Here is a 25,698-nt window from a genome sequence, read left to right as displayed (position 1 = left end):
AACCTGCGCGGCCAAGCGTTCATCCAAGGCATACCAGTTTCAGTTGGGAACCTTGACTGGGACGATTCACCGATACTCATTGGCTAGCACCCCGGGTGCCCGGGCGACTCACGTCTTGCAACGAATATGAGGTGAACTGCCCGGCAATTGTGAAGCCGAGTAACTTCCAGAAGACAAGCTCCTGATGTTCCTATGACGCTGCAATTCGTCCTTGTTCTAGATGGCACAGTTTGAAGGGGTGTGGCGTTGCTGTGTGTACGCTGAAGACCAGCATCGAACACATCTGGGGGTTGGTTTGGGGAATAGTAGTTTTGATGATCGTTATCCGGCATTGTTCCAAAGAGGGGGTGAATCGCTCTCCCAGGACGTCGATGCTCCTGCCCTGAATCGGGGCCAAGCCACACGCCTAGTTGCGGTGGCGGACGAGAGACTTCCGTCCCTACCGGCTAGTCGCGGAATTGTTGGTGTCTCTTCCCTGCTAGTGCAAGAGCAGGAACCCGATGCGCCTCTGGGGTCTGTCGAATCTATGACTCTGTCGCCATGGGGTTTACGTAAGTGGCTAGCAGGACTTGGAGCTGCACTCCTGACCATGGTTGTCGGCGTACTTTGTTTGACTGTTGGTATTTGGGTTCCCTCAGCACGCCTTATCGATGCAACTCAGGAGAGTATGTACGGTGGCACGGCCTGGGGAATGAATGTGGCCGAGGCTGGCTTACCGTTGATCACAGCGTCGATAGCGATGCTGGCATTGCTTTTCATTCTAGGTTCCAGGCAGTACCGCTCTAAGGAACGCCTGCTTCGTATGTGTGCAGCTACGGTCGGGGTGGCCTCCCTTGTTTTGGCCGCGATAGCCATGTTTGGAGACCGAGCATTCCCCATCACTGTCTACATTGAAGCCGAAGCGAACGCCTATGCTCCAATGCAAATATGGTCCCTGGCTACGGGGACTGCCCGGCTCCCACTGACAGCCCTCGGGCTTACGATCCTGGTGGTCGTTTGGCTGCTTCCAACCATCAACTGTCATGAACAAGCCCGAAGTCGGGCCATGAAAGGTGGCTTGGTGTTGCTGGTCGTCGGCTTCACCATGATCTTTGCACCGCAGCTGTTTCCAGATGCCATGAGTGTGCCCATTTCTTCTAGCAATGGGATGGTCTTCTCATCACCGCCGTGGACGCATTCCGTCAAAGGCATGGCAAGTTCAGTAGTTTTCGTGGGAGCCGCAAGCTTGCTCCTGAGCGTGGTCTTCAATTATTTTCCACCACGGAAACCACGCCAATTGGAAGGACCTGAGGAACCGGATGCTTTCAGAATCTGATGACGATCCATGATCTAGATCAGAGGCGCCGCTGGAACTGGCCGGCGCAGCCAAGCCATGCCCGCCGCTGAGAAACGCGACTGCACCAAAGAAGATAACCGAACCCGCCGTCAGATACAGGGAAGTCAGCGAAACCGAAGGTGAGTCAAGGGCTCGGGCCGCCAAGTACGTAGGGGAGCCAATCTGTAGCGTCCATACGTATGCTGCCTCCACTCCCGCAGGCCCAACCTCCTGCGGGACACATGGGCCGCGGGCTGGGCTTGTCCGGAAGGTCTACATGGATTGGACCATTGCGGGACTCTTGACTCGGTTGTTCTGGCAGGGCAGTCTGTGAAGACATTCACGGCAAGGGGACCTCGATGAATTATCTGCGTACTAAGGCCGCCGTTGCGGCGCTGCTTGGATTTGCCCTAGTGGGTTGCCAGCCGGCGGTAGGCTCGCTCAATACGGGATCGTCGGCCACGGTGCCGAGTCCATCCTCGTCCGAACTCACAGCCATCGTCCAAGCTGCTGTCGAGGATCGCAACGGCACAGTCCTGGATATTCCCCCCTCTCTGCTCCTCGCCGACGAGCAGACTACAGAGACCTACCAAGACAAGCGAGACCGGGATCTGTCAGTTGTCGCCCGCTCTAAGGCTGGGTTCAAGGCGACCGGTTTCATATATACGGGCTTTTCCACCAGTGTGACGGTGGAATCGATCGAGGTGGTGGGTTCCAAGGCGAATGTCCGATTCAATGAAGTGACCGAACAGTACCAAACGTCCACAGCGGATGGCCGCAGCAGCGTTCCAACAAGCTACGCGTTACCCCTGGCCGCGACTTTCCTTGCGTCTGCGGACGGCTGGCAGATAGACAGCCTCGTGCCCTCCGAGCATGGCGGGGTCCTGCCAATGTCTGTAGTCGAGGACTGAAATCCGGCGATCAACGTCGTGAAACCCGCCATCGAAGGATCAAGTGGGAGATGTGTCTACGACATGCGATGCTTTGAGGAACGGTAGCTGGGACACTTCAGAGTGGGCGGTTGCGTTTTTGCATACGTCTACTAGGGCTCGGAAGGCGAGCCTCAGAGCCTAGAATTTGTGCATGGAATTAGTAGAAATCGGACATGCTGGATCTCTTACCTTCGACAGCATCGAACGGCAGGCCGATGGCTCTATCGATAGTGTGATCGTGACTGTGGATCTAAAGGGCCTCCACGCCACACAGCGAGTGCTGACGATCAATGATTTCCGCGATCTGGTGCTCTTCTTCAATGGTCTGTCAGCACAGTGGCGGGGGTGGACCGGATCCAAGAATTATGAATCACTCGAGGGGGACCTCCGGATCAGTGCGAGGCATGACGGCCACGTCAGTCTTGATTTCGAAATTTCTCAGACTTCAGTTCCTCGGGGGTGGAGCTTGGCTGGCGTGCTGCTCCTTGATCCAGGTGAGGAGCTCAGCAACGTGGCGCAGGAGATTGAATCCTTCTTTTCTGCCAGAACGTAGGCAACGATGCGGGTCTACCACTGCGTTAGCTATCGCAAGTGATCTCAGAGGCGGGGCAGCGTCTTTTGCGGAACGTTCTGTGGGACAGGAGACGCGACTGTGTGACTCGGCGGAGGCGCCGTTGATGGATTCTGAACTCAATCCACGCTGTTGTATCGGGCGCATGGGTCTGGCCTGCAAGTCTCAAAGAAGACATGCCTGGCCCGTTCGTCGTTTTGGGGCCTCAGTGGCTCAGATCCATGGATTAAAGTTGCTTCTTCATCTTCGTGGTCACTGTCTCGTATCCCATTGATTCGTATAGCTTTCGGGCGCCGTGGTTGAATCCGAAGACGCTGAGTCCAAGCGTGTGGGCACCGTGGGAACGCGCGTAGTCCTCCGCTAGTTTCATGGTCGCCCTACCCAGACCCTTGCCGCGATGCTCATTATCAATGACGATGTCCCAGACCCACCAAGAGTGGCTATCTTCAGAACTGTCAGTTCCAACCCAGAGGTAGCCGATGGTTGAGCCGGTACTGTCAAGAACATCGAAAACGGCATTATCTATCGTTGGAACGTTCTCAGGAAACGCGGCATCGAGGCTCCCTTTTGCGCGCCTATGTGCATCTTGCGGGGATTCGCCTGTCGTGATGAGATCGGATTCGTATTCATGGCGGCTTCGTTCGATCCAGGTAGGGAATTGTTGGGCGCTGAGCGGGATGATTTGGACAGTCATTTGATCAGTTTGCCAGTGGGCTGCAGGAGCAACGAAAACCGCTACAGAGATCCTCACTGAGGTGTCTCGCGAACAACGCTTGCCGACACATCATTTGCTTGGCGGGGCGAACCTATTTGTTAAGGAGCATCGCGTGCGGGAAATCGAGGCAACTTCATTCTTGGTAGCCTCAAGCAGAAGCTGAATGTACCAGCAGAGCATCATCGAACCGTCTTTGAGCCTAGGAGAAGAATGATCAGCGTCTTGGTGGGATGTTCGGTTGCGCCGGGGAATCTCGAAGAGGCTCTCCGCGTCTATCGAGAGCTGGCTGCCGCAACACTTAAAGAGCCCGGATGCGTAAGCTACGAGCTCCTTCAGCTTCGCGATGATCCTTGTGAATTAATGCTTGCGGAACGATGGCTCTCGCAAGAGCATCTGGACGCTCACACACGAACAGATCATTTCATTGAAGCCATGCAAAAGCTCGAAACTCTGGAGACGGCAGCGCCAGCCCTGATCTACACAAGCGCGGTCTAGCTCAGGAAACTACCGACGGTTGCTTCCATTGCGTACAAATGGTGGACACAGAATGGGGTCAGCCCGTAGCACCAACCCTGACCGGTCGTAACCGCGGCTCCGTGACAGAAATTGGTTGTCTTTGCTGAGAGTGGTGGCTGGCCAGCCCCATCTCGTCGTGAGTAGAGCCAGCTCCTATTCGATGAGAGCGTTTGACCAGATTGATGAAGGAACCCTGGCGTCGAATGTTGCGGGGTGATTGGCCATCACGGAGTACTTCCACCAACGCATTGGGTTCTTCGCTCGGGATCTAGTGTGCCCTTGCGGGTTCATGAGGTCGGTTCCGTGGCCGATCCGCCGTTCGTCGGATCAGTATGTCGCACTGGCATCGACACGTTTCAGGCAGTGCCGTCGCAAGGAGTCAGAGAGTTGTATCCCAAGACTTCATGCGGCGGACAGCGTCGGTGAAGTCTTCGGAAGCAGCGGGATCCGAGAGCATGTATTGGTAGAAGAGACTGAAATCTATACTCGGTGAATCTTCGAGGGATAAGTATTGTTCCACGAAGAAAACGGTGGTTCTGTACGCCTCTTCAAGGGTGAGGGTCGGGGGCAACACAACATCCCCAAGTCGGTCGGAATGACGACCGGTTCAAAAGGATGTCCAGGCAGATCATTCTCGGCAGGCATCGTGAACTCTGGCTCAGCGTCATCAGGCAATTCCATGCTCGAAGTCTGGCAGCTTGAACCGCAACAGACCAACACCATCCGCGAATAATGCAGCGCCATATGTCTGAGGGATTCTCGGCTGTTCTCGCATGCGACCTTCTTGAAACACTCCGAATGCCCTCCATGGGCGGCGTCATCCAAGGCCGGTTGCTAGGACTGCTAACTTCGGTTGACGACTATGGCGCCAGCCCTATTGGTGCTCATCGCTGTCCGCAGCGGAACCTTGACTGGGACGGCTTAGGCAGCTGACAATCCGAGTGCCCGGAGCGCTTCCGCAGCATGCTTGCTGGCTGTTTCTCTGTCAGGAGCGGTAGCTAGCCCGAGCAGGCGCTGACGATGCTTTTCGCCAAGAAGCAGGCTAAACACGGTCTCTGATAGGAAAGAAGCCTCGGTCGGACGCACCGATCGGGGCAGGCTTGCGGCTATGGATTCCATGTAGCCTCGGGGTCCACTCGCATAAAATGCTGCGGAGAGAGCCGGAAAGTGTGCAGCCTCGGCGATCATCAGCCTATGCAATCCCACGGCTTGGTCCGAGTGGAGCACGTAGACGATTTTGGCACAGACATCTTCTAGAGATTCCCCCGAAGAGAGGCTAGTAGCTACCGAGTCGCGACGGAAACGTTCAATGACGGCAGTGAAAACCAGTGCCTTGTCACCGAAATACGAATAAATGGTGCGTTTGGTGACCTGTGCTGCGGCTGCCAGCTGATCAACAGTGGTTTGTCCATAACCGTTGCGGATAAACAGTTGAGTCGCGGCGTCAAGGATGGCCGTTTTACGTTCCTCCCGTTCATCATCACTTGGCCGACCCTTCTTCCGGCTGCCGGTGGTGTGTTTTACGTGCATGGTGTCCTTTGCGACGGAGCTGGCTGCGAGGTGCTGCTACTCCCATTCTATAATGATACGATCTAGTTTCATTTAGTGATTGTCGCCATCCATAGATAATCAGGATTCATTGGCTCCAAGAGAGCGAAGGAAGGAGACCTCTATGAGTTCCCCCCGTGTGAAGAATCGACCCCGCACCGCAAAATCACCTCCAGCTCAGACCGATTCCTTGGAACCCGAGAGATTGCTGCATTTCTATCGTCAAATGGTGGAGATTCGACGCTTCGAGGAAAGAGCGGCCAGGGCCTACACGCAGGCCGAAATAGGCGGGTACTGCCATCTGAACCTTGGCGAGGAGGCGACGGTGGTGGGCTTGATGTCCGCACTGGAATCCAGTGACTATTTGTTTACGAATTATCGTGAGCACGGTTACGCGCTCGGCCGCGGCATAGCTCCAGGGCGCATCATGGCGGAGCTGTATGGGCGCTCCGACGGCGTGTCTAAAGGTTGGGGCGGTTCGATGCACCTTTTCGATATGGGCGCCCGGTTGTTGGGCGGTTACGGCATTGTGGGCGGTCAGATTCCGCTGGCTACCGGTGCTGCCTTGGCCATTGACTATGTCACTGGCCCCGAGGCGGTCATGTGCATCATGGGAGAAGGGACCACGAACATTGGTGCCTTTCATGAATCGCTGAATATAGCGGCATTGTGGGGTTTGCCCATTGTGTATGTCGTCATTAATAACGGTCTTGGCATGGGCACCACAGTGGAGAAGTCGTCGGCAGAGCCCGATATTTACAAGCGGGCTGCCTCGTACCGGATGGCTTCGGCACGGGTGGATGGAAACGATCCGCTCGCCGTGCGAGACGCCGCTCAGAGCGCCCTGGCTAGCGCCCGATCCGGAAAGCCTTTCCTACTGGAAGCGACGAGTAATCGTCTGCGCGGACACTCCGTCGTCGACCCGGCGAAATACAGGACTCCAGCAGAGGCGGCAGCTTTAAAGGACGCCGATCCTGTGGCAGGTTTTGCGGCCAGACTTGGTGCTGCCGGGCTGTTGGGAGAGGACGATATCGCCCGCATTGACGTTCAAGCACTCCTTATGGTTCAGGAGGCGGTGGACTTTGCTGAGGCGAGCCCCCACCCCACTGTGGACACTCTTTTCGACTACACCTACGCCTCCCCAGTACCCAACGACTCCCGGCGGCTTCCCGGTGACCCCTTGTTTGAGCCGTCCGCTTACCCTCAGACAGGACAGCAAGCATGACAATAATGACGTACCGGCAGGCGTTGCATGACACGTTGGCGGCAGAAATGCGCCGTGATAACGACGTATTTCTGATCGGAGAGGAAATTGGGGTGTTCGAAGGCGCATACAAGATCACTCAAGGGATGTTGGCCGAGTTTGGCGAGAAGAGAGTGCGGGATGCTCCCATCGCCGAAGAGGGATTCACCGGAGCAGCTATTGGGGCGGCCATGCTGGGGTTGCGTCCGGTGGTGGAGATCATGACCATCAATTTCTCCCTCATCGCACTGGACCAGATCGTCAATCATGCTGCCAAGATCTACGGCATGTTCGGCGGACAGGCCAAGGTGCCCTTGGTAATTCGGACACCCGGTGGCGGGGGTCAGCAATTGGGGGCGACGCATTCACAAAACATTGAGCTCTTCTACGCCTTCATTCCTGGCATGAAGGTGGTGGCTCCCAGTAGTCCGGCCGATGCCAAGGCCCTGTTGTTGGCCGCGATCCGCGACGATGATCCCGTGCTCTTCTTGGAAAACCTTGCGCTGTACAACACCAAGGGCGAGGTCCCAGACGATAATACGGCCGCGGAAATTGGACGGGCCGCCGTCACCAGACAAGGGGCTGACATCACCGTTGTCTCTTATTCCAGGATGGCCGCCGTCGCCCTTGACGTAGCAAATCAGCTCGCGGAAAGCGACGGAATCGACGTCGAAGTGGTGGACCTACGCAGCTTGCGTCCCCTTGACCGGGAAACAATCATTGCCTCGGTCAAAAAGACCCACTGTGCCGTCGTTCTGGAAGACGACTGGCTGACCTATGGCATTGGTGCCGAGATCGCAGCGACCATATCGGACGGCGCATTCGACTGGCTGGACGCCCCGGTTCGCAGGGTAGCGATGGCCGAGGTGCCCATGCCCTACGCAAAATCCCTCGAGACTGCCGCCATGCCATCGGCGCAGGACGCAAAAGAGGCTATCCGTCAAACACTTGCCGCTGTGGCCCGGCGCTCTTAAGAGAGAAGTTCTTCCATGATTGAAATTCAGATGCCACGACTCTCCGACACCATGGAGGAGGGAGTAATCAACGCCTGGCTCAAGAATCCAGGTGAACTCGTCAAAATTGGTGACATTCTGGTCGAGATTGAAACCGACAAGGCCGTCATGGAACATGAGGCCTATGAAGCCGGAATTTTCCATGCCGTACTTGTTCAGGAAGGGCAGTCCGCGCCAATTGGGACGGCAATCGCGCTCCTAGATGACGGCAAAGACAACGCACCGGCACCGGTGCCGACTGGCCCGTCTACACCAAAGGCAGTCTCGGTACTTGAGCTGGCCACTTCGGCCACACCAACACGACACGAAAAGCCAACACCCGGGCTGAAAGAGACCCCGGCTTTAGCCACTCGCACGTTTTCCTCCCCACTGGCGAGGAAGGAAGCAAAAGAACGAGGAATCTCGATGGGACTCCTCACGGGCACCGGCCCCGGCGGAAGAATCGTACGTTCCGACGTGATCTCGGCAACCGAGATGGATTCCCCAGCAAATCCGGGAGACGGAGATAAAGCAACGCACGGTGGCGTCAAGACCTCGGATGGGGACTCGAAAAATGGTTCGGACGTGCTGAGAGGATCCGTCATTGCCCCCTTCACTAGCGTCAGGAAAGTCATTAGCTCCCGGTTGAGCGAAAGCAGCCGCACTATCCCGCACTTTTCGCTGACATCAGTGGCCGACGTCGAGGAACTGGTGCAGCTCCGTGAGGAGATCAATGCCCAGCGTCAGGCCATGGGGCGGTCCAAAATCAGCATGAACGACTTTATCGTGCGAGCCAGCGCCCTTGCCTTGCTGGAACACCCGGGCATTAACGCCTCGTACTCACCAGAGAACGGTGGCCAGAAACTCCTCCACGGGCGCATCAACATTGGAGTCGCCATGGCCGTCGAAGCCGGTCTTGTGGTTCCCGTGCTGGTCGACGCTGCACACAAGCCCGCGTCACAGCTCGGAACTGAGACAAAAGCCTTGACTGCTGCAGCCCAGGAACGCAAATTGAGCCCGGCACAACTGAGCGGAGGCACCTTTACTGTGAGCAACCTAGGCATGTACGGAGTGGAGTCATTCAGCGCCATTATCAACGCACCCGAAGGTGCGATCCTTGCTGCTGGGCGATCAGGTCTCGAGGTGGTAATCCGGGACGGCGAGATCATGGCACGACATCAGCTGCGGCTAACGTTGTCCGCTGACCATCGCATTATCGACGGAGCAGACGGCGCTGCATTCCTACAAACGCTAGTTACACTCTTGGGCCAGCCATTAGTCATCGTGTCATGACCTCCATGATTCCCTCACGTGTCATTTCCAGTAGTCGAGGGAACTAAATGACAAGGGCTTTCGCCTGGTGCTTCCATTTCCATAAACACAACCCCAAACGGGCAGTTTCTTCTGAGGTTCAGGCCATCGTTGTTCCAAGTCAGTCACTAGAGTTGACCCATGGAAGCACACAACGTCGGGCCCGCAGCTAAGCGCTACACCCGAATCGTCTGGATTGGGGGCATGGCGTCCATTTTCATAGGTGGGCTAATAGCGATACCTCTACGCATCAGCCCATTCATCACAATGGGGGTTCCGGTACTCATTCTGTTGCTGGTGACCATACCCCTAGGTAGTGCGGCCGTGCGTGAACGCAAACGTCAGTCAGACGGAGACTAAAGCACTGTCAAGCAAGTGTTTGAGACGTTGGCCGTCTCACAACCGGAACCGCCGCCGTGGCACCACACGTGTCATGGTGATTCGCGTTCTGAATATGGCCACTCGTTAATCCTTGGGGAATTCCGAAGCGTCAGGCGGCGCTTCTGCTTGAGGGCTCGAGTCGGGCTGGGGCCGTTCAAGCTCTTCCGGCCTCCGTGCTGGTCCGACAAGGAAAGGCCAAAACCCATTGAATTTACCCGAACCAAATTTCATGCGTCAAAATCCTATGATAAGGGGCAGCCCTGCTGTCCTAAATGATGAGAGGGGCTCCCTTCCACAGAGATACTTCGGAGTGGATGCGTGTTTGGATTGAATTGTGTGAATTCTGCCAACCATCACTGCCCGCAGATCAGCTACTGCGGAATGGCGACGGGCTGTCATTTTCAGAAGTCGTCTGCACAGACCTGGTGGCGTCCGTAGGTGGAACCCTGAACGGGCACATTATGAACGGAACTTCTGTGATGACGGTGACGTGCCCGCTGAGTGCCTCTGGCCGTCATGTACAAAGCTGGAGAGCAGTAGCTGGATCGGGCGTTCCAGTTCGGCTTGGAGTGCTTTGAGCGTCGTCGTTTCGGATTGCCGCCGACGCCCGTACAGGCGGTCAAAAAGGAGTCCTTCGAGGACAGCAATCAGGTCTGCTGCGGCTTGCTGTGGTTCATGCAGGCCGAGGGATCGGAACAGGGCGACTGCTCTCTGGTAGGAGAACAAGTTCCCGGAAAGAAGGTCAGCGAGTTCGGGATCTTCGGCGGTCTCAACGATCAGTGCGTACCGAGCGCGCGAGTGTCCTCGTCGCTCGTGGAGGAGTAACACGAGTTGCGACGCAATTACTGCTGATGCGGCATCAGGAGTCGCCATTCGCTCAGGTTGCGCAGTTTCAAATGCCTCGCGCGAGCACTTCGTTAGATACCCGATCGTCGCGGACAAAAGTGCATGGCGGGTCCTGAAGTAGTAGGACGTTGATCCGGCAGGCAAAGCCAAGTGGCGATCAATAGCTTGATGACTAACGGCATGGCCACCGCCACGGGCAAGAAGATCCACCGCCGCCTCACAGATAAGTTCGCGTCTCAATGTAGTTCGTGAGATTTTTGGGCCCCTTTCAAGTTGCCTCTATAATTATAGAGGCAACTGGGTGGTGAACAAAGGAGTCCGAGATGAGCTGGTTTCGACGGAATTGGCTGACGAAGAGAAGGCATCATCCGTCGCCACTCGAAAGTATTACAGTCGAAGTTTTCGAGCGTGCTGCCATCTCCGAGGGATTCACAATCGATGAAGCGCAGCGTGAGGCGATTGGGGCCCTTATGGCATCTGCCGAGCATGGCTTCTACCTGTGGGGACCCGTGGGGTGTGGCAAGAGCTGGATCTTGAATGTCTACTACGATGCGATCTCATCGTCTCGCAAAAGGCGCGTACATTTCCACGAGTTCTTCCATCAACTCCATCAGGCTATTACTAAGAACGGGAACTCGATCGAGAGAGCCCTCGACGAGCTTCTCAACGAGGTCGATGTACTCTGCTTCGATGAGTTCCACGTCCATGATGTCGGTGACTCAATGTTTATTCGGCGGATGTTGCTAGCACTCTTTGTGCGACCGATCAGGCTGATAGTCACGTCGAACTATCCACCAGATGGATTGTTTCCCAACCCTCTCTTTCACGACATGTTTCTTCCCACCATCGAGGTGATCGCTGAGAAGCTTGAGGTCTTGGAGATTCGTGGCACGCGCGACTACAGGCTGGATTCAGAGCACACGCAAGGGTTCTCCTCCGGAGTATGGCTGAGTCCAGGCACGGCAGCGCAATATCGTGAGCTCGGGCTGTCAACTCACGGAGCCAGTAGCGCTGCGACGGTCACCGTGAGCGGACGGTTGCTGAATGTTGTACAAGCAGACCATGAGCTACTCTGGTTTAGATTCAGTGACCTGTGTGAGTCCGAGACAGGCAGCAGCGACTACCTCGACCTTGCTGCTCGCCACCCGACATGGCTGATAAGCGACATACCAAGCCTCACGGAGCTTGACAGGGAACCCGCGCAACGATTCGCGAACCTGATCGACGTGCTCTATGACAGGCAGATCCTTGTCACCTTCATCGCTACAGTCCCTATTCATGAACTGGCAGCCACATCGAGAGGGCCTCTCGACATTGACCGCACCATCAGCAGGCTCTCACAACTACGGCACCACAACGAATCAATACTAAAATAATGGCGATTCGTGTAAAGGTTAGAATGACCAAGCTGGCCGGTGTGGGATTCCACCCGCCGAAATCCGCAGCACATCCAAGCCTGTCCTTAAGATGTTCGCCTCACTGCCCAGCGACGCACGAGCTCGGAGCCATCAGCTATCTGCCCCGCCGCATCCCCCTTGGGGTGTGGATCGCAGCGATAAATGGCGGCTTTTTCGCAGCGCCGAATATCGCCCCCGGTGCCCATAAGTGGAACCCTAAACGGGCAGCTTCTTCTGAAGTCCAGCCCATCGCTCTTCCAATTCAGTCACTAGAGTTGACCCCTGGAGGTCCAACGCTCCTGAGCACGTCGCCAGGGGCAATCCCGCGTCCAGCTGGGACATACCCCAACAAGACGTAAACCCTGCGAAACACTCTCCCAATGGAAAAGATGTCAACTTGAGGTTGTGACTTGCAGTGATAGATGGCGGCGTTTTCACAGCGCTATTTGGCGCAGGGGGCAGCCCGCAAGGGGATCCGCATGCGGGTGCTGTCGTTTGTAGCGCCGGGGCCGCCTCGGGTGGAGGGCGGCTCTCGCCACATCCTTAAATCGAGGTCTGCCCGCTACAGTACTTCTATGCCTTTCGCGCTTACGCTCACAGTCGTCCTGGCACTACTGGCGGCCTTCCAATTGGCGCTCGTCTTCGGTGCTCCGCTCGGCCGCTTCGCGTGGGGTGGACAGCACCGCGTACTTCCGGAGCGTTTGCGCATCGGCAGTGCGGTATCGATCATCATCTACGTGCTGATCGCCGTGATCGCGTGGGACCGCGTAGGAGCGGTAGACGTGTTCCCCTCGCCGTTCGCCGAGATCGCAATGTGGGTGATCTTCGCTTACTTCGTGCTCGGCATCCTGATGAACGCCATCTCGCGCAGCAAGCCCGAGCGTTGCACGATGGTGCCTGTCACGCTTGTTCTTGCCGTGCTGTCGTTCCTTATCGCGATGGGATATGGCGTGCTCGCGATGGCGATCTGAAGCACATGCAGCCTGCCCGGTTGACTAACCTTGACTGGGACGGTCTGCCGCTACTCGCTGGCTAACACCCCGGTTGCCCGGGCGGCTCACGTCTGCGCAACGAATTTGAGTTGAACCGCCCGGCAGCTGCGGAGATAAACAGCCGCAGATGGTCATGCTTGTTGGGTGCTAGTAGTTTGTGCCCATGGCCATACGCACTTCATCGAGGGTTTGGTTTGCCTCATGATTGGCTCGTTCGTTGCCCCGTTTGAGGATCTGGCTGACGTATCCGGGGTCTCCGGCTAATTCTGACCGGCGCTCTCGATGACCGGCAAGGAAGTCGTTGACGGCCTCAGCGGTTAGCTGCTTCAGCGCACCACTTCCTGAATCCCCGATCCTTTCTGCAATCACCTCTGGGGCCTCGCCCATGCACAGGGCGGCAGTGGAAAGGAGCGCCGATACCCCAGGGCGCGATTGGGGGTCGAAGGTGATTCTACGTTCCGCGTCCGTGGTGGTGCGGCGAATAACCTGGGCGGTCTCATCCGGTGACATACCCAGCGAAATGGCGTTGCCGTAGCTCTTGGACATCTTGCGCCCATCAAGACCCGGCACCTCGGGGGTTGAGGTAATCAGCGCCTCTGGTTCTGGGAAAACCGTGGCATATCGTTCGTTGAAACGACGGGCAATAACGCGTGTCATCTCGATATGCGGCAGGTTGTCCTTTCCCACGGGAACCAGATTCCCCTTGCAGAAAAGAATGTCGGCTGCCTGATGCACCGGGTAGGTGAGCAGCAGCCCACTCAGGGCGCGTCCCGATGCCGCTAGTTCGGCTTTCACCGTGGGGTTGCGGTGCAATTCGGCCTCGGTGACCAGGCTGAGAAACGGCAGCATTAATTGGTTCAGGGCCGGCACCGACGAGTGGGTGAAAATCGTGGTCTGCTCAGGGTCCATGCCCGCGGCCAGGTAGTCCAAAACAGCCCCGTGCACGAACTCACGCACGTGGGGCATTAGATCGCGGTCCGTGATCACCTGGTAGTCGGCCAGGATCACGAAGGATTCGACCCCGGCTCGTTGGAGCCTCAAACGCTCCACGATGCTGCCGAAGAAGTGCCCCAAATGTAGTGGTCCGGTTGGGCGTTCGCCCGTGAGGACCCGGTAGTTTTGGGGTGCCTCGGAAATGGATTGAGCTAGTTCAGTTGAGCGCAGTTGTGTTGTTGCAAATGAATTCATGGCTATTCCTCTATCTGAGCGTGGGAGGCTGCACAGCGCTGCGGATAGCGGAGAGAAAGTCTTCGCGGGCTGCTGTACAGCCCGCGGACACGATTGAACCGGCTGTTAGGACAGCCACCACCAAGACATGCGGTTCAGGTTCATGTTCCCCATACTAAGCCCCTTGGTCTCAGACAATTCGGCAATGACATGTTGTCGTGTTCCTCCAAGGCGACGACGGAGCTTTCACGTCCGCAACGGGAACGCTTTGCGGGACGGGGCGCCCCTTCCGATAGTTCCTAGGCCTTGAGTAGACCTGTGGCGATGAACGCTTTACGGTAAATCTCTTTGATGACGTGTTCCTTGCGGGCGTTGTACTGCATGGAATGTTCGCCGGCGGCCCGCGACAAAGCCGCCGCCTCACGCTTGGTATCTGCGTAGAGAGCGCGATCATCAGGATTGGCGCGAAGCCAGTCGCGGAAGATTCGATGCTTGACTACTTCAGGACTGTCATAGCCAAAAACATGCAGATGGCAAGCCGGCTCCAAGCGGCGCAGGACGCGATGCCCAAACCACCACGGTTCCCGAACCCGTAGTTCGAATCCGGCACGTTCAAGTGCCGGAACGTATGACGCCTCATCATTTGGGTCGGCGACGATCAGGTCAATGTCGATAATCGGTTTGGCGGGGAGGCCTGGAACGGAAGTCGAACCAACATGTTCGATGACCAGCGCGCGCCAACCCAGAGCATCCTCGATCTGCTTGGCGAGCAACTGGAATTGGTCGGACCAGGTATCACTCCATTCGACTATGTCGAAATTCAGTGATGGTCCGGCATCAGGAACATAGGGCGATTGCCCTTCGGGAACAGGTTGTTCGTGAAACGTCACGATGTCGTTGGGGTGCGGCATGACCCTATTCTCGATGATCACTTCCGTTTCTGAGCTCCGCAACACTCTCCCAATGGCAAAGCGCTCCGCAAGCGGAACCGCTACCGGGACGAGTTGTCCGTATTTTGCCCAGCGGTCTGACTTTCCAGGATGGCGAGGGCCTTTTCGCTCGCGTTGCGAATCCGATGCAGAGCCCCAACAATGCTGATGCTTGCGAACAGCATGATGAGAATGAAGACGACGAGTAACCAAGTGATATCCATGGACTCACTCTGTCAGATCCGGCAGCTGCATCGAAAGTGGGCCGTTTGTCAATGGATTCAAATTGCATATGCGCGTACTCGTGAAGTAGCCAGCGAGCCTAAGCTACGTCCCAATGGGGAACGGTAACCGGGCCGGTTGGTGTTCATAGATACGAGAGATAGAACGCTTGTCTTGTACTCGGATTTCGTTGCTCTTTGCCTTAAAGCTGTGCGTGAATCGTTAATTTGCACGATAGCGGAACCCCTGTGACACGTGGGCGCAGCAACGGTGAAGGCATTGCTCTGCGTATTCGTGGAAGCGGGGGGATTTATTTAGGCTCCGATGCGGCGCAGGACAGGGTCTGCGATGAGGCGCGACGGGGTGCAGAGAGTTTGCCCAAGCTGATGGAAGGCCTGATCCCGGTTCGTGAAGTAGCCGTAGTCGGCGCGGACGAAGCGTGAGAGGTTGTAGGCATCGTTTCCTGCTCGGTCGTCCCAATCGACGGCGCAGCGCCCTACTGCCTCGAAAAGCGTTTCGGAATCTTTGTTTGTGAATGGTTCGCCGCCGCGGCATCCGATCGGGCCGAATAGCTCGGACACGGGTTGCCACTGATCGATGTTGAACTCGGGCCAGGCAAGCAGTATGCAGTCAGGAAGGACAAAGCCAATGTGTGGGAAGCGTGAGTACCAAAAGGATCGATCGATGAGCAGTATGCGCACCCGGGTGGGAACACCGAGGGCACGTGCGACACTTTCTAGAAGCGCCAGCCGTTGACTGCATGAACCGAAGCCTCGGCTCATGGTGCGCGAAGTGGGCGTGTTCTCCTCTAAGGCGTAAACAGCGCGTATTTCATTGCCGATGATCGAGTGCGCTGCCTTGAGCACCTCAATACTTCCTGGGGATTGGGCAAGCTCGCGTGAGCGGGCAATCAATTCTGCGACAGCTGGTGATTGATAGTCGAGGATCGATGTCGGGGCAACTGAGCCTGATTGTTCTTGGCCACCACCGGCTCGAGCGGGGGTGCGCTTGTACCAAGGGGTAACGAGCGATGACAGCGCCATTTATCCCTTCACCTGGCCCATGCGTCCAGCCTTGTGTCTGCGCACTTCACGCAGCACGATCTGCTCGGGGCAAACGGAAGAAAGAAAATCACCGACCGAGTGTGCCAGGCGTTCCCCCGCGAGGGAGTACAAGATCCGGTTGGCGTCACGACGTTCGGTAACGAGTCCCGCTTGGCGTAAGACACTCAGGTGCCGAGATATGGTCGGCCCGGTGGCTTGGAACCGTGACGCAATCGCACCAGCAGCAAGCTCACCATCCTTGAGGTCCTGCAAAATTTGCCGCCGCGTGGGATGAGCCAAAGCCGTAAAGATGTCGGACGCCGTGTCTACCATATTTAGCAATATAGCACTTATGCTAAATGCCGAGTCCTACTTCGGCTCTCGGTACCCAACTCCATCCCACAGAGGAACCCTCTACGGGACGCCTGGGTGTGGATCAGTCGCTTTTGCCGGCTCGGCGCCCCACCTTGACCCCCGGCTCAACCACTACAACAATGAACGCATCCACACCGGCATCGGAGCAACACCCATCCGCCGAGTGTCACCAGCGTGATGGCCAAGTACAGCTAGCGGCCCACAGCCGACTGGCAACTGCACCCCTATTGACCAACTATTCTGCAAGGATCGTGGGCAACGTTAGACTCTACCGCGGGGGAGCAAGTGGCCATCCAGATCACCTAGACGCGCTGTAGTGGCGCATGACAAGGCGGCGTGGTGGCAAGGTCTACGCTGAGGATGACAACAAAGGTGATGCTCGAAGTGAATTCATTTCATGGACGACGGATCGGAGAGTGGTGGACGGGATGTGTTGCCAAGACGGAGTCGTGTTACGGATTCCTGGGTCATCCGTTGCAGGCGGGCTAGTCCACTCCTCAGACATCAATGATGATTTTGAGGTGCAGGCGCACGGATCGGGGTTCGACGCGGAGGTGCTTCCGTAATGCGCGATCGAACGATCAAGAGAACTGAACTCGTGCGCCTGCTCCTAGCGGCGACGCCGACGGCAGATCAGGCTCGACATATTGACTTCGTTGAGACCACGCAGGCCGACGAGCTAGTCATTCGACCTGTCACAACGCGAGACCTGCGCGTAATCTACAGGCGGCGACGTGCCCGGTTACCGCAATCCCATCCCCTGTCTGCAAGCGTTGACCGGCTATTGGCGGCCCTGGCCACCTACAACGAGGACGAGGTCAACTTAGTGTCATTTGAAGGGAACCCGGAGATCCACTGTGCAGTCTGGCTCACGGGGAGTGCTGATGCTGTGCTTTCGATAATGATCAGCACTGGCGACCGCTGAGCAACCCCCAGAGGGACGGCCTATGCCTCAAAATTGTTAGCTTGGTGGATTAGACCGAGCGGCTGCGAGAATCACAGCCCGTGCGGTGAGGATCCCACATGAATTGGCCTCTAGGATCCACTGGGCGGAGTACCTGGGCCTTTGCCCTGGCGCACGTAGATGACTGCCGCCGCGGCAAACAAGAGCACGGTCGAAATCAGAAGAACCCATGACAGAAAATGAGCACCAGGCGTGCTGATGATCAGGGCTTGCCCGACGAAGGTGAAGACACAAGCGGCCATGACCAAGATAAGGGCGGTCTGGTTGCGTGGAGAAGGCTTCATACGCACCATGAGCGAACACTACGATGCGAGAGCAGGATATGCAACGATTTGAGCTAGGGGCTGCCGCGTCGTATGGGGAACGGTTTGGGATACCTTGGGTTCCTAGGCGACCTAGCTAATGTAGCCAGAGCATTCTAAATTAGGAGTGATAATGTCACCAGAAAAAAGACCAGTAGTAACTTACCGCGAAAGAGGAAGATTCTCCGCCCTGATCATGGGAATCATAGCAATTGCCATGCTGATAGCTGGCATCTATTTTGGTGTGACCGAGGGGAAATGGCTGGTACTTCTAATTGCAGCCGGCGTGACAATATTGGTGGTCTTCTTTTACTTCCATAATGAGAAAGTTCATCGCGGGGATCCCTAACCGTTAAGGCTCAGTCATAGCGATACCGGACGAAGCAGGCAACGTCTGCCACCCGGCTGCAAGGGGAACGCTCTCCGGGACGGTCCAGCATAGATCGAGGTCTCCCACATTCCGGAGGATCCGGCTACTCTCGGACGCTAGTTGAGTTTCCCAAAGTGGCCGGCAGCATCGGACGGAATTCGCTCGCGCCTCATGGACATAGATATAGCCTGAAACACTATTCCAACGACCAGAACAATAATTGAAACACCAAGTAGGCCTATGTCACCTGAGGTCGCTTCGCAGCCCATAGAATTGCCCACGTCAGGACACGTCCGCCACGGCCCAAGGTACACCAGAACAACGCCAACTACTGATGCAAGAACCAGCAGAATCCCCAGTGCCGCGTACACAGTCTTTCTGTAAGCTCTCATAGTTCATCCAAACACAGCAACGCTATTCTCTTCATCCACCCGTAGGTGGAACGCTCAGCGGGACGGCTAGATCCACCAGAGGGTAGTAGCCCAATCCAGGCTGCATGAGCGGTGGTGTTCCCAATTCGCTAATACGCTTGTAGCCTTCAACACATGAGCCAAGCTCGGCGTTCCAAGAGACTTCAACCCAAGATGACGCGCAGAGGTTTCCGCTTCCAATTTGGCTTGTGGACTGCCTGGACTGTATTGCAAATGATTTCTGTGGTGGTGCGCTTGGCCACCCCTAATGTTTGGGATTTGGGTGGCTACGTGTCCCTCGTGGTGTTACTTTTAGGCATCGTGAGCCTGATATTCCTCTTATATGTTCGTCATCACGACGGCCACTTCTGGGATGAGGAAGCTGCTGAGCAGGATGATTGGGAACGACACGGACGAGCACTATGACGCCGATGGCATGCCCTTCTCACTAAAAAGGCCAAAGATCCAGACGCTGAGGCTGTCCGAGCAAGGAACGCTTAGCGGGACAGAGCGTCCCTTCTGGTAATTCCTAGGTCTTGAGCAGACCCGTGGCGATGAACGCCTTACGGTAAATCTCTTTAATGACGAGTTCCTTGCGGGCGTTGTACTGCATGGAAGGTTCGCCGGCGGCCTGTGACAAAGCTGCTGCCTCACGCTTGGTATCTGCGTAGAGGACGCGATCGTCAGGATTGGCGCGAAGCCAGTCGCGGAAGATTCGATGCTTGATTACCTCGGGACTGTCGTAGCCAATGACGTGCAGATGGCAAGGCGGCTCCAAGTGGCGCAGGACGCGATATCCAAACCACCAAGGTTCCCGAACCCGTGGTTCGAAACCGGCGCGTTCCAGTGCCGGAACGTATCATGCCTCGTCGTTTGGGTCGGCGACGATGAGGTCAATGTCGATTATCGGTTTGGCGGGGAGGCCTGGGACGGAAGTGGAACCAAGGTGTTCAATGACCAGCGCGCGCCAGCCCAGAGCGTCCTCTAGTGACGGTAGGGTACCGATTAGCAGAAATGGACCTATCGGATTTCGGCCACCATCCTGGAAGCCAAATTGGGTAAGGTCCATGCGCGTTTCGAAAGCGGGTTTTAGGGACTAAATACGCCCGGGCTAATCGACAATGTGCACTTGAATATTACGGAGGACGACTGATGAAAGCTGCAATTCGTTGGCTTGGAAGCCTCGAGATCGATGACTTGGAATCTTGGAGACCCAAGGAGGAAAGTTGGTCAGTAGGCATTCGGCTTCTGGCTGGACCAGGGGGAGAGCCAGGAGAGGAGTCCTTCGATATTACAGTCTGCAGCACTGCCTGGATTGACGAGCTGGTTGCCCGTGACGGTATTTGGAATGGACGTCATCATCTCATTGTGGATGGCTTCAATTGGCAACGCATTCGTTCATATTTAGTCGGTCGTGTGGAGGCCTGCCAAGGACCGACGTGGAGCGAGGTATCAGAACAATTGAGTAGATTGGGCTACTGGGAATTTGAGGACTATCAACCGTAGGGTCCGATTCATACCTCGATCACGCAACGGGAGTCCGGCCTAAACAACCACATTCATCCCGCAAGGGGTTTCCCGTATAGGCGAAGCCAAACTGTCCCATAAGCCGGTCCTTCACCGGACAAAATAGCCGCTGACCTGGACTTTTTGATTTGAAAGATCCACGGGTGTCCGTTTGACCCGTCCGGTGGCTCGTCCGGTGAGCGGGCGACATACGGTACAGGCTTTGGCGGCGCGCAGGTATCTTGGTGCCGGATTTTGATCATCTGTTCTTGGGCGGGAGGATTGTGTCGGAACCACGAAATTCTACTGTCCAGTCGGTTTCCATCCAGTGCCGAAGCGGATCGAATGCGCCCTGCGGTGTCCAGCCCTCGATGATCTCGTTGCGGACTCTGTTGAGGAAGATTTCGGGACGGGGTGAGCGGGCGATGTATCGCCAGTGTGGGGAGGCGATCGCAGCGGTGAGCGTGACGATTGAGGGGTAGAGGGCCGCGGCAACCAGTGCCGGGCTGTTGGGTATTCGGGGGTGGTTTGCTGTCAGGGATTCGTATGTGTTCATGGCGGCGCTGAAATGCTGGAATTGCTCGTACCAGCTCCAGTTGATGACGCTGGAGATGTGGAATGCGCGGCATACTTGTGCGTGTCCGTGTCGGGTGATGAGGTTCTTGTGGTGGTGCCAAGCTTCAATGATTTCCCGGCAAGCGTCGATTCTGAATTGGTCTGCGATTGTGCCGATGCCGTCTCCGATCCAGAGTCCGTGATCCGGACAGATAACTCGTTCGTGGGTGGTGTAGACCTCCACGTAGGGACCGGCGCCTCGGGCCAGGGTGCAGTGGTGGCAGGCGGGGGCATGGGTGGTTCGGGTTGGCCGGCCAACTAGTTTTCCCGCAGCCGCGGATTCGGGTGGCTGTTGGCCAGTTGTGGCATCTCCAGCACGAAGATGTCCGGAAGGGTGCCGTTCCACGTGGCGAGGTCATACATCCACGGCCGTCGATCCCTGCACATTGTCTTGATGAGTTCGCCGTGGGTGAGCACGTTGGCGCTGTTGATGCGCCGGATAAAGGACCGGGTTGTCTCATCCTGGTAGGGGCGCACCGGTCTGGGTAGGGGGCGATCCGGTGCTAGTCGGTACTGGCGTGTAGTCATTGACTGGAGGGGTACAGGGCCGCTGGCCGGGGCGCGATGGATTCGGCGGCGTGGTCCAAGATGATGTCATCGAGCAGGGTTCGGTCTATTCGTTCTGTGCCGTTGAGGATGGCCAAGATGGCTGCTTCGCGGATGAGGCGGAAGAGGCTGCTGATACTGCCGGCCGTGCGGTGGTGCAGGTACTTGCTCTGGGCCGTAAGCGTATGCGGTACGTGTTCGTGGAGGCGCAGGCCGTCTTCGAGGGTCGCGACGAGTGAGTCCCATTCCTCGGTGAGCGGGAAGGGCCCGGTGGTCATCAGCACGGATCGGCTAGAGATTTGCCGGCCCCGCATGCCGGTGAACAAGCCGGAATTCTCCACGTTGATGCCCGCATAGACGAAGGCCGCCTGCATGTGTTCGGTGAAGTACTTCAGGTGGTCGGACATGTCTTCCCCGGCGCTGGTGGCCAGATTAAGGTTGTGGATTTCATCGACAATGACGAGGACGGTTTTCGCCGTGGTCAGGACTTGGCACACGGCGTCGGCTATGTCGGTCACGTTCTGTCTGGCTCGGTAGTGAAGCCCGAGGAAGTTCGCGAATTCGCTGGCGAGCTTCTTGGGGGAGCCTTTCGGGGGAGTGGTGATGTAGACGACCGGGATCCGGTCCCGCTGGTGGGGATATTTCCGTTTGACGAGTAGTTCGTGGGTTTTGCTCAGGAGCTTGATCGCCGTGGTCTTTCCTGACGCCCAGGGGCCTGAGACGATCAGGCCGCGGCGGGCGCTGATCTCGCGCTGGTTGAGCATCACCGGGATCTTGCCCTGGTTTGCAATCTTGCGGACTGTGGATGTTTCTGCCAGGACAAATTCTGAGTGGTGGCTGATACGTTGTTCGTCGTAGGTTTCGCGCCGGGCAACACTCATCGCAGCCAATACGGCGGTGTCGACCAGCTCGATGGTGGGTGCGGTGGAGGCCACGAAACTCCGCCAGCCCTGCAGCGTGGTGGTGGGCGCGCGACCGCTAGTTGGGAGTTCTGTTACCACCATTTGTCGGCCTCCTTTTGGGGGCCATAGACCTTCAAGGGAATGATCTTGGCGATCCGCGGAGAGTCCTTTTCCTGATCCGACACTGGTTCGATCGTCACCGGGAGCTTTGCATCTTCCGGAGGTTGGCCGACGTGGGGGCGCGGGCGTTGCGAGCTGATGGCAGCCTTGTTACGGGCCACTGCTCGTTGATTCTTTCGTTGCCTTGCCGCGGGTTTGGCTGGCGGTGAGGCCTTGTCAAGGATGGCATCAACTGCAGCCTTGATGCTCTCCTCTGACGGCGTGGTGACGCCGCGTTCTGCGACGATTTGGCGGCCGTAGTTCCATATATCGTCGCCGAATGGTTGTGGACTCGTTTGAAGTTGACGCCAGTAGGCGGTGATCCAGCCGCCATCTTGATGGTTGCGGATCCAGACGCAAGCTGCGTCGTAGGGATCATATTTGACCTCCCAGAGGCCGTTGATGGCCTTCATTCCGGATTTTTGACCAAGATAGGGGTTCAGATCTTCGGTGTCGTAGATGCGGTGCCTGATTTTGACCCCGTAGCTGTTGATGACGCGTATTTCCGCGGGCATTAGTTCGAGGAAGTCTTCGGCGCTGAAAGGGGCAGGGACGTATCCGCAGACGGCCAGCAATGCGGCGTATTTTTCATTCGGGGTCAGCACCCGGGATGACGTGAAGGGATCCCGCAATCCGTCGTGGGGGCGGTTCTGCCAACCGGTAATGATCCATTCGTCCAGGAGGTCTTGGATCTCAGGGAGGGAGAACACGGCCTGCTTCTCGGTATTTTTGCCGCGCCGTTCAACTGAGGATCCAAGGTATCCGGTGATGTATTGGGCGAAAAGCGTTCCGATGGATTGGAGTGTCCGCTCGATGACCGGTTTGTCGGTAGGGGTGTCGGGGTGGGCTGGTTGGAGGTTGATGCCCTGGCTGCGGCAGGCACTCTTGAAGGTGTTCGAGAGGTAAGCCTTCCCGTGGTCACAGACAATGGTTTCCGGAACGATGACGGGTTTCGCAGCGGCCCCAGCGAGGCGTTCATCGATGGATATCATCGACCGGTAAGGCAAGTCGGACGCTGCAATGGAGGCTGCGTGTGGCAATATCGACCATGGCCGTCAACTCGACCCGTCCAATAACCCCGTCGTCGAGTTCGACGGCGATATCCAGGGGAGTGGAGTCGATCTGCATCAGTTCTCCTGGCCTGACAGGGTAGACGGCCCCGAAAGGTCCTGGTGGTTGCTGGGCCAGCGTGCGTCTAGTTCGCGCGGAACCTGTCGCGTGGCGGCCTTCAGTCAGCCGGCCGACAAACCCTAGGATGCCTTGATTGAGATAGGCGCGTACGAGTCGTTGCAGTTTGTTAAAGCTGGGATCCTCGCCCGAGGCAAGGAGTTCAGCATGTTTGGTCAGTTCTCGCTGGCGTAGCGACCGAGTTCTGACGTCATAATCGTGGCGGGGAATTTGTCCTTGGACTGCGTTGCGTGGCATTCCGTCGAGAACCTCGGTGACGTGTCCTTCCCACCATCGAGCTTTCGCTTGTCCGTCGGCTGGCAAGGAGTCGAAAAGGGTTGATGGCCCGTTGATACGCCGGCGCAGGGGTGTGGAGTCGAGCATTTCAAAGCTGTGGTCAGCAAAGAGCGAGGCAACCTTTATGGCCACCGGTAGTTCGCCAGCTGCGGTCAGAAGAGCGACATCTCCGTCAATTCCGGAGAGGCTGTAGATCACGCCGCGGAAGGAAACACGATCGCCGATGAGCATTGCTGTGTTGCCGTTGTTCATCGTGTCTGGACCTTGTTGACAATGCTCTCAAGGTGCAGGGACAGCCCAACAAATCGGTGGTGATTTGATGTCGCCATATCAGGTGGAACACGGTTGGGAGGACGCAGATCGGATCACCAATGGCACAGGCAAGTTCACGGATGGATTCTGATCCTGCGGCGTTTAGCCGTTCAAGTATGGCGGATGTAAACTCTTCCCGATCGCATCGGGGATGACGGTAGCCGGCGATCCAGCGCAGGTTGGCGCCGGAGTTGGATTTCAACTCGCCGAGTCGCTCATAGCTCCAGCCCACTGATGCGCAAAGCTGGGCGGTGGCACCAAAGACGTCCTCGTCGGCGGGTTTGACCAGGGCGTCGGTACGGGCGTCTATAACAACGCCGGTTCCTTCAGCCTGCCGGACGAAGTAGTCAGGCATGTGGGTTGCCTGGGGGAGTGCTGCCAGAAGAGTAATCCTAAAGGGTTGCGAGGCCACGCCTACTACGTCTGGATCAAAGTCCAATCGCATCAGCTGGTCACGTTCGCCCCAAGACTCGAACCCGACATGGGGCTGGTTCGTGGCACACCACCACAGTCCCGCAAGATTATGTTGTCCCTTGTGGGCTGCGGGACGTCGGATCGGGAGAGAGTGGTCGAAGGGGATCGTCCATGAATCTGAGAGGTGACTGGTGACTGGTGATGGAGGCAGAGGAGAATTGCGCCCTGAAGTTCAAGGTGCCTGCAAGAACTGCGTGTCCGACGTTGGCTTCGGACTCCATCAAACGGTGTCCCGTGCTTCAACTGTAATGACAATCTCCGACGCAATGCGTCAGTTCTAGTGGGATACGCCGGGTGAATGCTTCAACTTAGATGACAAGAGACAGTCCTGATTGAGTTTCTTTGCCGATGCGTCCAGCGCACATAAAGTAACTTCTACTTGACATAATGTAGATTATCGGCGCAATGGAAAGGGTTGAGTTTAGGGGACTAGCGGCACCTTTCAGGCCGTATTGAGGAACCTCGTCAGGATGCGGATCCAGCCTTCTAACTGGTCCAGATGGGCGTCGTGGCTGGCGTTGGCTAAGTCAGCACGCAGAGTCCCGGGACGCCGGCTGACGAACTCCTGCTTGTGCGCCTCGGTGAACATCCCGCCGTCGGCGTACACCACAAGCGTTCTGGCGCGCACTGAAACCCATTCATCCCAACGTGGTCGCATCACGTGGCGGATGCAGGATTCCATGATGTCGGCATCAAACCGTGGCCAGAGCCCGTCGTTCCGCCGTTCCAGGGATTTCACCCAGGCTGCCGCAATGGGCGAATCCCCCAGAAATGCCAAAGCCTCGGCATCGTCCGTAAAGTGAACGGGCCAACTGGCAAAGAACTCACCCAGCCCAACGGCGTCGTCCAGCGTTCCGGAACCGGCGTCACTCTCAAGCAACACCAGCGAATCGATGAGATCCGGCCGCGCCGCCGCCACCAACATGGCCGTGTGAGCTCCCATGGATTGCCCCACAAGATGAACTGGCGAATCGTGGCTGACGTGAGCAATGAGTGCAACAACGTCCTGCACAAAGGAATCCCTGGAAACGTCCGCCGGGCGTCGCGTGCTGCGCCCATGGCCCCGCTGGTCCAGCGCCACCACGCGATACTGCTGCGCCAAGGCGGCCATGGTGGGCGCAAACTCACCCGACTCCCCCGCCAATCCGTGCAGAATTACCACCACTGGACCAGCGCCAC

At 57.0% G+C, this 25,698-nt stretch carries 29 protein-coding genes and 1 pseudogene; 13 read left to right on the top strand and 17 right to left on the bottom strand.

Translation table 11 applies throughout. The features are described from left to right. The first annotated feature begins 589 nt into the window (after nt 1-589). From CVS28_RS14490 to CVS28_RS14480, 3 genes are all read left to right on the top strand, one after another. Entirely contained in the window at nt 590-1,315 is a 726-nt protein-coding gene (locus CVS28_RS14490; RefSeq protein ID WP_133159154.1) for a hypothetical protein, read from the top strand. Nucleotides 1,316-1,674: 359 nt separating this feature from the next. Beyond that, nucleotides 1,675-2,226, top strand: a complete 552-nt coding sequence (locus tag CVS28_RS14485) for a hypothetical protein (protein WP_103481985.1) — start codon at nt 1,675-1,677, stop codon at nt 2,224-2,226. Between the two features lie 172 nt (nt 2,227-2,398). Further along, nucleotides 2,399-2,800 carry a DUF6228 family protein gene (locus CVS28_RS14480; RefSeq protein WP_103467580.1) on the top strand — a complete coding sequence of 134 codons (402 nt, stop codon included), beginning with the start codon at nt 2,399-2,401 and terminating at the stop codon, nt 2,798-2,800. A gap of 244 nt (nt 2,801-3,044) precedes the next feature. On the opposite strand, the gene CVS28_RS14475 is transcribed toward CVS28_RS14480, so the two are convergent. Then, entirely contained in the window at nt 3,045-3,512 is a 468-nt protein-coding gene (locus tag CVS28_RS14475; protein ID WP_103467600.1) for a GNAT family N-acetyltransferase, read from the bottom strand. A 231-nt stretch (nt 3,513-3,743) separates the two neighbouring features. On the opposite strand from CVS28_RS14475, the gene CVS28_RS14470 reads away from it, so the two are divergent. Continuing rightward, nucleotides 3,744-4,028, top strand: coding sequence for a putative quinol monooxygenase (locus CVS28_RS14470; protein ID WP_103467581.1), 285 nt, complete (start codon nt 3,744-3,746; stop codon nt 4,026-4,028). A gap of 942 nt (nt 4,029-4,970) precedes the next feature. Here CVS28_RS14470 and CVS28_RS14460 read toward each other — a convergent pair. Further along, nucleotides 4,971-5,579 (bottom strand): TetR/AcrR family transcriptional regulator, encoded by a 609-nt coding sequence (locus tag CVS28_RS14460; protein WP_103467583.1) that lies wholly within the window; start codon nt 5,577-5,579, stop codon nt 4,971-4,973. A 142-nt stretch (nt 5,580-5,721) separates the two neighbouring features. Here CVS28_RS14460 and pdhA point away from each other — a divergent pair, with 142 nt between their 5' ends. The 3 genes from pdhA to CVS28_RS14445 are packed head-to-tail and all read left to right on the top strand — an operon-like array spanning nt 5,722 to nt 9,125. Beyond that, the gene (pdhA, locus tag CVS28_RS14455; protein WP_103481983.1) at nt 5,722-6,822 is read left to right on the top strand and encodes a pyruvate dehydrogenase (acetyl-transferring) E1 component subunit alpha; all 1,101 of its coding nucleotides are present in this window, start codon (nt 5,722-5,724) and stop codon (nt 6,820-6,822) included. Further along, nucleotides 6,819-7,814 (top strand): alpha-ketoacid dehydrogenase subunit beta, encoded by a 996-nt coding sequence (locus tag CVS28_RS14450; protein ID WP_103481982.1) that lies wholly within the window; start codon nt 6,819-6,821, stop codon nt 7,812-7,814. Before pdhA ends, CVS28_RS14450 begins: the two co-directional genes overlap by 4 nt. Nucleotides 7,815-7,829: 15 nt before the next feature. Beyond that, a complete protein-coding gene (locus CVS28_RS14445; RefSeq protein WP_103481981.1) occupies nt 7,830-9,125 on the top strand; it encodes a dihydrolipoamide acetyltransferase family protein in 1,296 nt (431 codons plus the stop codon). Between the two features lie 858 nt (nt 9,126-9,983). Here the strand turns inward: CVS28_RS14445 and CVS28_RS14435 are convergent. Continuing rightward, complete coding sequence (locus tag CVS28_RS14435; protein WP_243399907.1) at nt 9,984-10,397, bottom strand: hypothetical protein; 414 nt, start codon at nt 10,395-10,397, stop codon at nt 9,984-9,986. Between the two features lie 296 nt (nt 10,398-10,693). Between CVS28_RS14435 and zapE the strand changes: the two genes are divergently transcribed. Continuing rightward, complete coding sequence (gene zapE / locus CVS28_RS14430; RefSeq protein WP_103481979.1) at nt 10,694-11,746, top strand: cell division protein ZapE; 1,053 nt, start codon at nt 10,694-10,696, stop codon at nt 11,744-11,746. A gap of 596 nt (nt 11,747-12,342) precedes the next feature. Then, the gene (locus CVS28_RS14425) at nt 12,343-12,738 is read left to right on the top strand and encodes a hypothetical protein (protein WP_103482002.1); all 396 of its coding nucleotides are present in this window, start codon (nt 12,343-12,345) and stop codon (nt 12,736-12,738) included. Between the two features lie 168 nt (nt 12,739-12,906). Here CVS28_RS14425 and trpS read toward each other — a convergent pair whose 3' ends face one another. The 5 genes from trpS to CVS28_RS14405 form a co-directional block, all read right to left on the bottom strand. Beyond that, nucleotides 12,907-13,947, bottom strand: coding sequence for a tryptophan--tRNA ligase (gene trpS / locus CVS28_RS14420; protein WP_103467591.1), 1,041 nt, complete (start codon nt 13,945-13,947; stop codon nt 12,907-12,909). A 278-nt stretch (nt 13,948-14,225) separates the two neighbouring features. Then, on the bottom strand, nt 14,226-14,837 hold the full coding sequence (locus tag CVS28_RS14415) for a GrpB family protein (protein WP_103481978.1): 612 nt from the start codon (nt 14,835-14,837) through the stop codon (nt 14,226-14,228). Between the two features lie 80 nt (nt 14,838-14,917). Further along, nucleotides 14,918-15,079, bottom strand: coding sequence for a hypothetical protein (locus tag CVS28_RS19790; RefSeq protein WP_165788169.1), 162 nt, complete (start codon nt 15,077-15,079; stop codon nt 14,918-14,920). A gap of 312 nt (nt 15,080-15,391) precedes the next feature. Further along, nucleotides 15,392-16,120 carry a transglutaminase-like domain-containing protein gene (locus CVS28_RS14410; RefSeq protein ID WP_103481977.1) on the bottom strand — a complete coding sequence of 243 codons (729 nt, stop codon included), beginning with the start codon at nt 16,118-16,120 and terminating at the stop codon, nt 15,392-15,394. Continuing rightward, nucleotides 16,121-16,453: a metalloregulator ArsR/SmtB family transcription factor gene (locus CVS28_RS14405; RefSeq protein ID WP_103481976.1), complete on the bottom strand. Its 333-nt coding sequence runs from the start codon at nt 16,451-16,453 to the stop codon at nt 16,121-16,123. It abuts the gene before it with no gap. A 607-nt stretch (nt 16,454-17,060) separates the two neighbouring features. Here CVS28_RS14405 and CVS28_RS14400 point away from each other — a divergent pair. Continuing rightward, nucleotides 17,061-17,420 (top strand): hypothetical protein, encoded by a 360-nt coding sequence (locus CVS28_RS14400; RefSeq protein ID WP_103481975.1) that lies wholly within the window; start codon nt 17,061-17,063, stop codon nt 17,418-17,420. 110 nt (nt 17,421-17,530) lie between these two features. Here the strand turns inward: CVS28_RS14400 and CVS28_RS14395 are convergent, their stop codons facing one another. Next, nucleotides 17,531-17,752: a hypothetical protein gene (locus CVS28_RS14395; protein WP_133159153.1), complete on the bottom strand. Its 222-nt coding sequence runs from the start codon at nt 17,750-17,752 to the stop codon at nt 17,531-17,533. Between the two features lie 142 nt (nt 17,753-17,894). On the opposite strand from CVS28_RS14395, the gene CVS28_RS19470 reads away from it, so the two are divergent. Then, a complete protein-coding gene (locus CVS28_RS19470; RefSeq protein WP_133159152.1) occupies nt 17,895-18,110 on the top strand; it encodes a hypothetical protein in 216 nt (71 codons plus the stop codon). Between the two features lie 566 nt (nt 18,111-18,676). Beyond that, nucleotides 18,677-18,967, top strand: a complete 291-nt coding sequence (locus CVS28_RS19465) for a hypothetical protein (RefSeq protein WP_133159151.1) — start codon at nt 18,677-18,679, stop codon at nt 18,965-18,967. Between the two features lie 103 nt (nt 18,968-19,070). On the opposite strand, the pseudogene CVS28_RS20190 reads toward CVS28_RS19465, so the two are convergent. After that, nucleotides 19,071-19,610, bottom strand: a pseudogene (locus CVS28_RS20190) (GrpB family protein). A gap of 83 nt (nt 19,611-19,693) precedes the next feature. On the opposite strand from CVS28_RS20190, the gene CVS28_RS14375 reads away from it, so the two are divergent. Further along, on the top strand, nt 19,694-20,047 hold the full coding sequence (locus CVS28_RS14375; protein ID WP_103481970.1) for an Imm8 family immunity protein: 354 nt from the start codon (nt 19,694-19,696) through the stop codon (nt 20,045-20,047). Between the two features lie 259 nt (nt 20,048-20,306). On the opposite strand, the gene CVS28_RS19970 is transcribed toward CVS28_RS14375, so the two are convergent. The 7 genes from CVS28_RS19970 to CVS28_RS14340 all read right to left on the bottom strand — a co-directional run bounded on the left by CVS28_RS19970 (nt 20,307) and on the right by CVS28_RS14340 (nt 25,684). Next, nucleotides 20,307-20,846, bottom strand: a complete 540-nt coding sequence (locus CVS28_RS19970) for a hypothetical protein (protein ID WP_207797223.1) — start codon at nt 20,844-20,846, stop codon at nt 20,307-20,309. A 74-nt stretch (nt 20,847-20,920) separates the two neighbouring features. Then, nucleotides 20,921-21,190 carry a hypothetical protein gene (locus CVS28_RS14360; RefSeq protein WP_133159150.1) on the bottom strand — a complete coding sequence of 90 codons (270 nt, stop codon included), beginning with the start codon at nt 21,188-21,190 and terminating at the stop codon, nt 20,921-20,923. Beyond that, a complete protein-coding gene (locus CVS28_RS14355) occupies nt 21,187-22,212 on the bottom strand; it encodes a TniB family NTP-binding protein (RefSeq protein ID WP_103481966.1) in 1,026 nt (341 codons plus the stop codon). Before CVS28_RS14355 ends, CVS28_RS14360 begins: the two co-directional genes overlap by 4 nt. Then, the gene (locus CVS28_RS19965; RefSeq protein WP_207797222.1) at nt 22,203-23,261 is read right to left on the bottom strand and encodes a Mu transposase C-terminal domain-containing protein; all 1,059 of its coding nucleotides are present in this window, start codon (nt 23,259-23,261) and stop codon (nt 22,203-22,205) included. The genes CVS28_RS14355 and CVS28_RS19965 overlap by 10 nt, the downstream gene beginning before the upstream one ends. After that, a complete protein-coding gene (locus CVS28_RS19960; RefSeq protein WP_207797221.1) occupies nt 23,245-23,985 on the bottom strand; it encodes a hypothetical protein in 741 nt (246 codons plus the stop codon). Before CVS28_RS19960 ends, CVS28_RS19965 begins: the two co-directional genes overlap by 17 nt. Further along, on the bottom strand, nt 23,906-24,670 hold the full coding sequence (locus CVS28_RS20460; RefSeq protein ID WP_103481965.1) for a TnsA-like heteromeric transposase endonuclease subunit: 765 nt from the start codon (nt 24,668-24,670) through the stop codon (nt 23,906-23,908). The genes CVS28_RS19960 and CVS28_RS20460 overlap by 80 nt, the downstream gene beginning before the upstream one ends. A 291-nt stretch (nt 24,671-24,961) precedes the next feature. Beyond that, complete coding sequence (locus CVS28_RS14340; protein WP_243399906.1) at nt 24,962-25,684, bottom strand: alpha/beta fold hydrolase; 723 nt, start codon at nt 25,682-25,684, stop codon at nt 24,962-24,964. Nucleotides 25,685-25,698 lie beyond the last annotated feature (14 nt).

Origin of the sequence: Arthrobacter glacialis (genome assembly GCF_002909415.1) — a bacterium.
Taxonomy (GTDB): domain Bacteria; phylum Actinomycetota; class Actinomycetes; order Actinomycetales; family Micrococcaceae; genus Specibacter; species Specibacter glacialis.
Note: the sequence above shows the minus strand (reverse complement) of the source record. Positions and strands in the feature narration are given on the sequence as shown.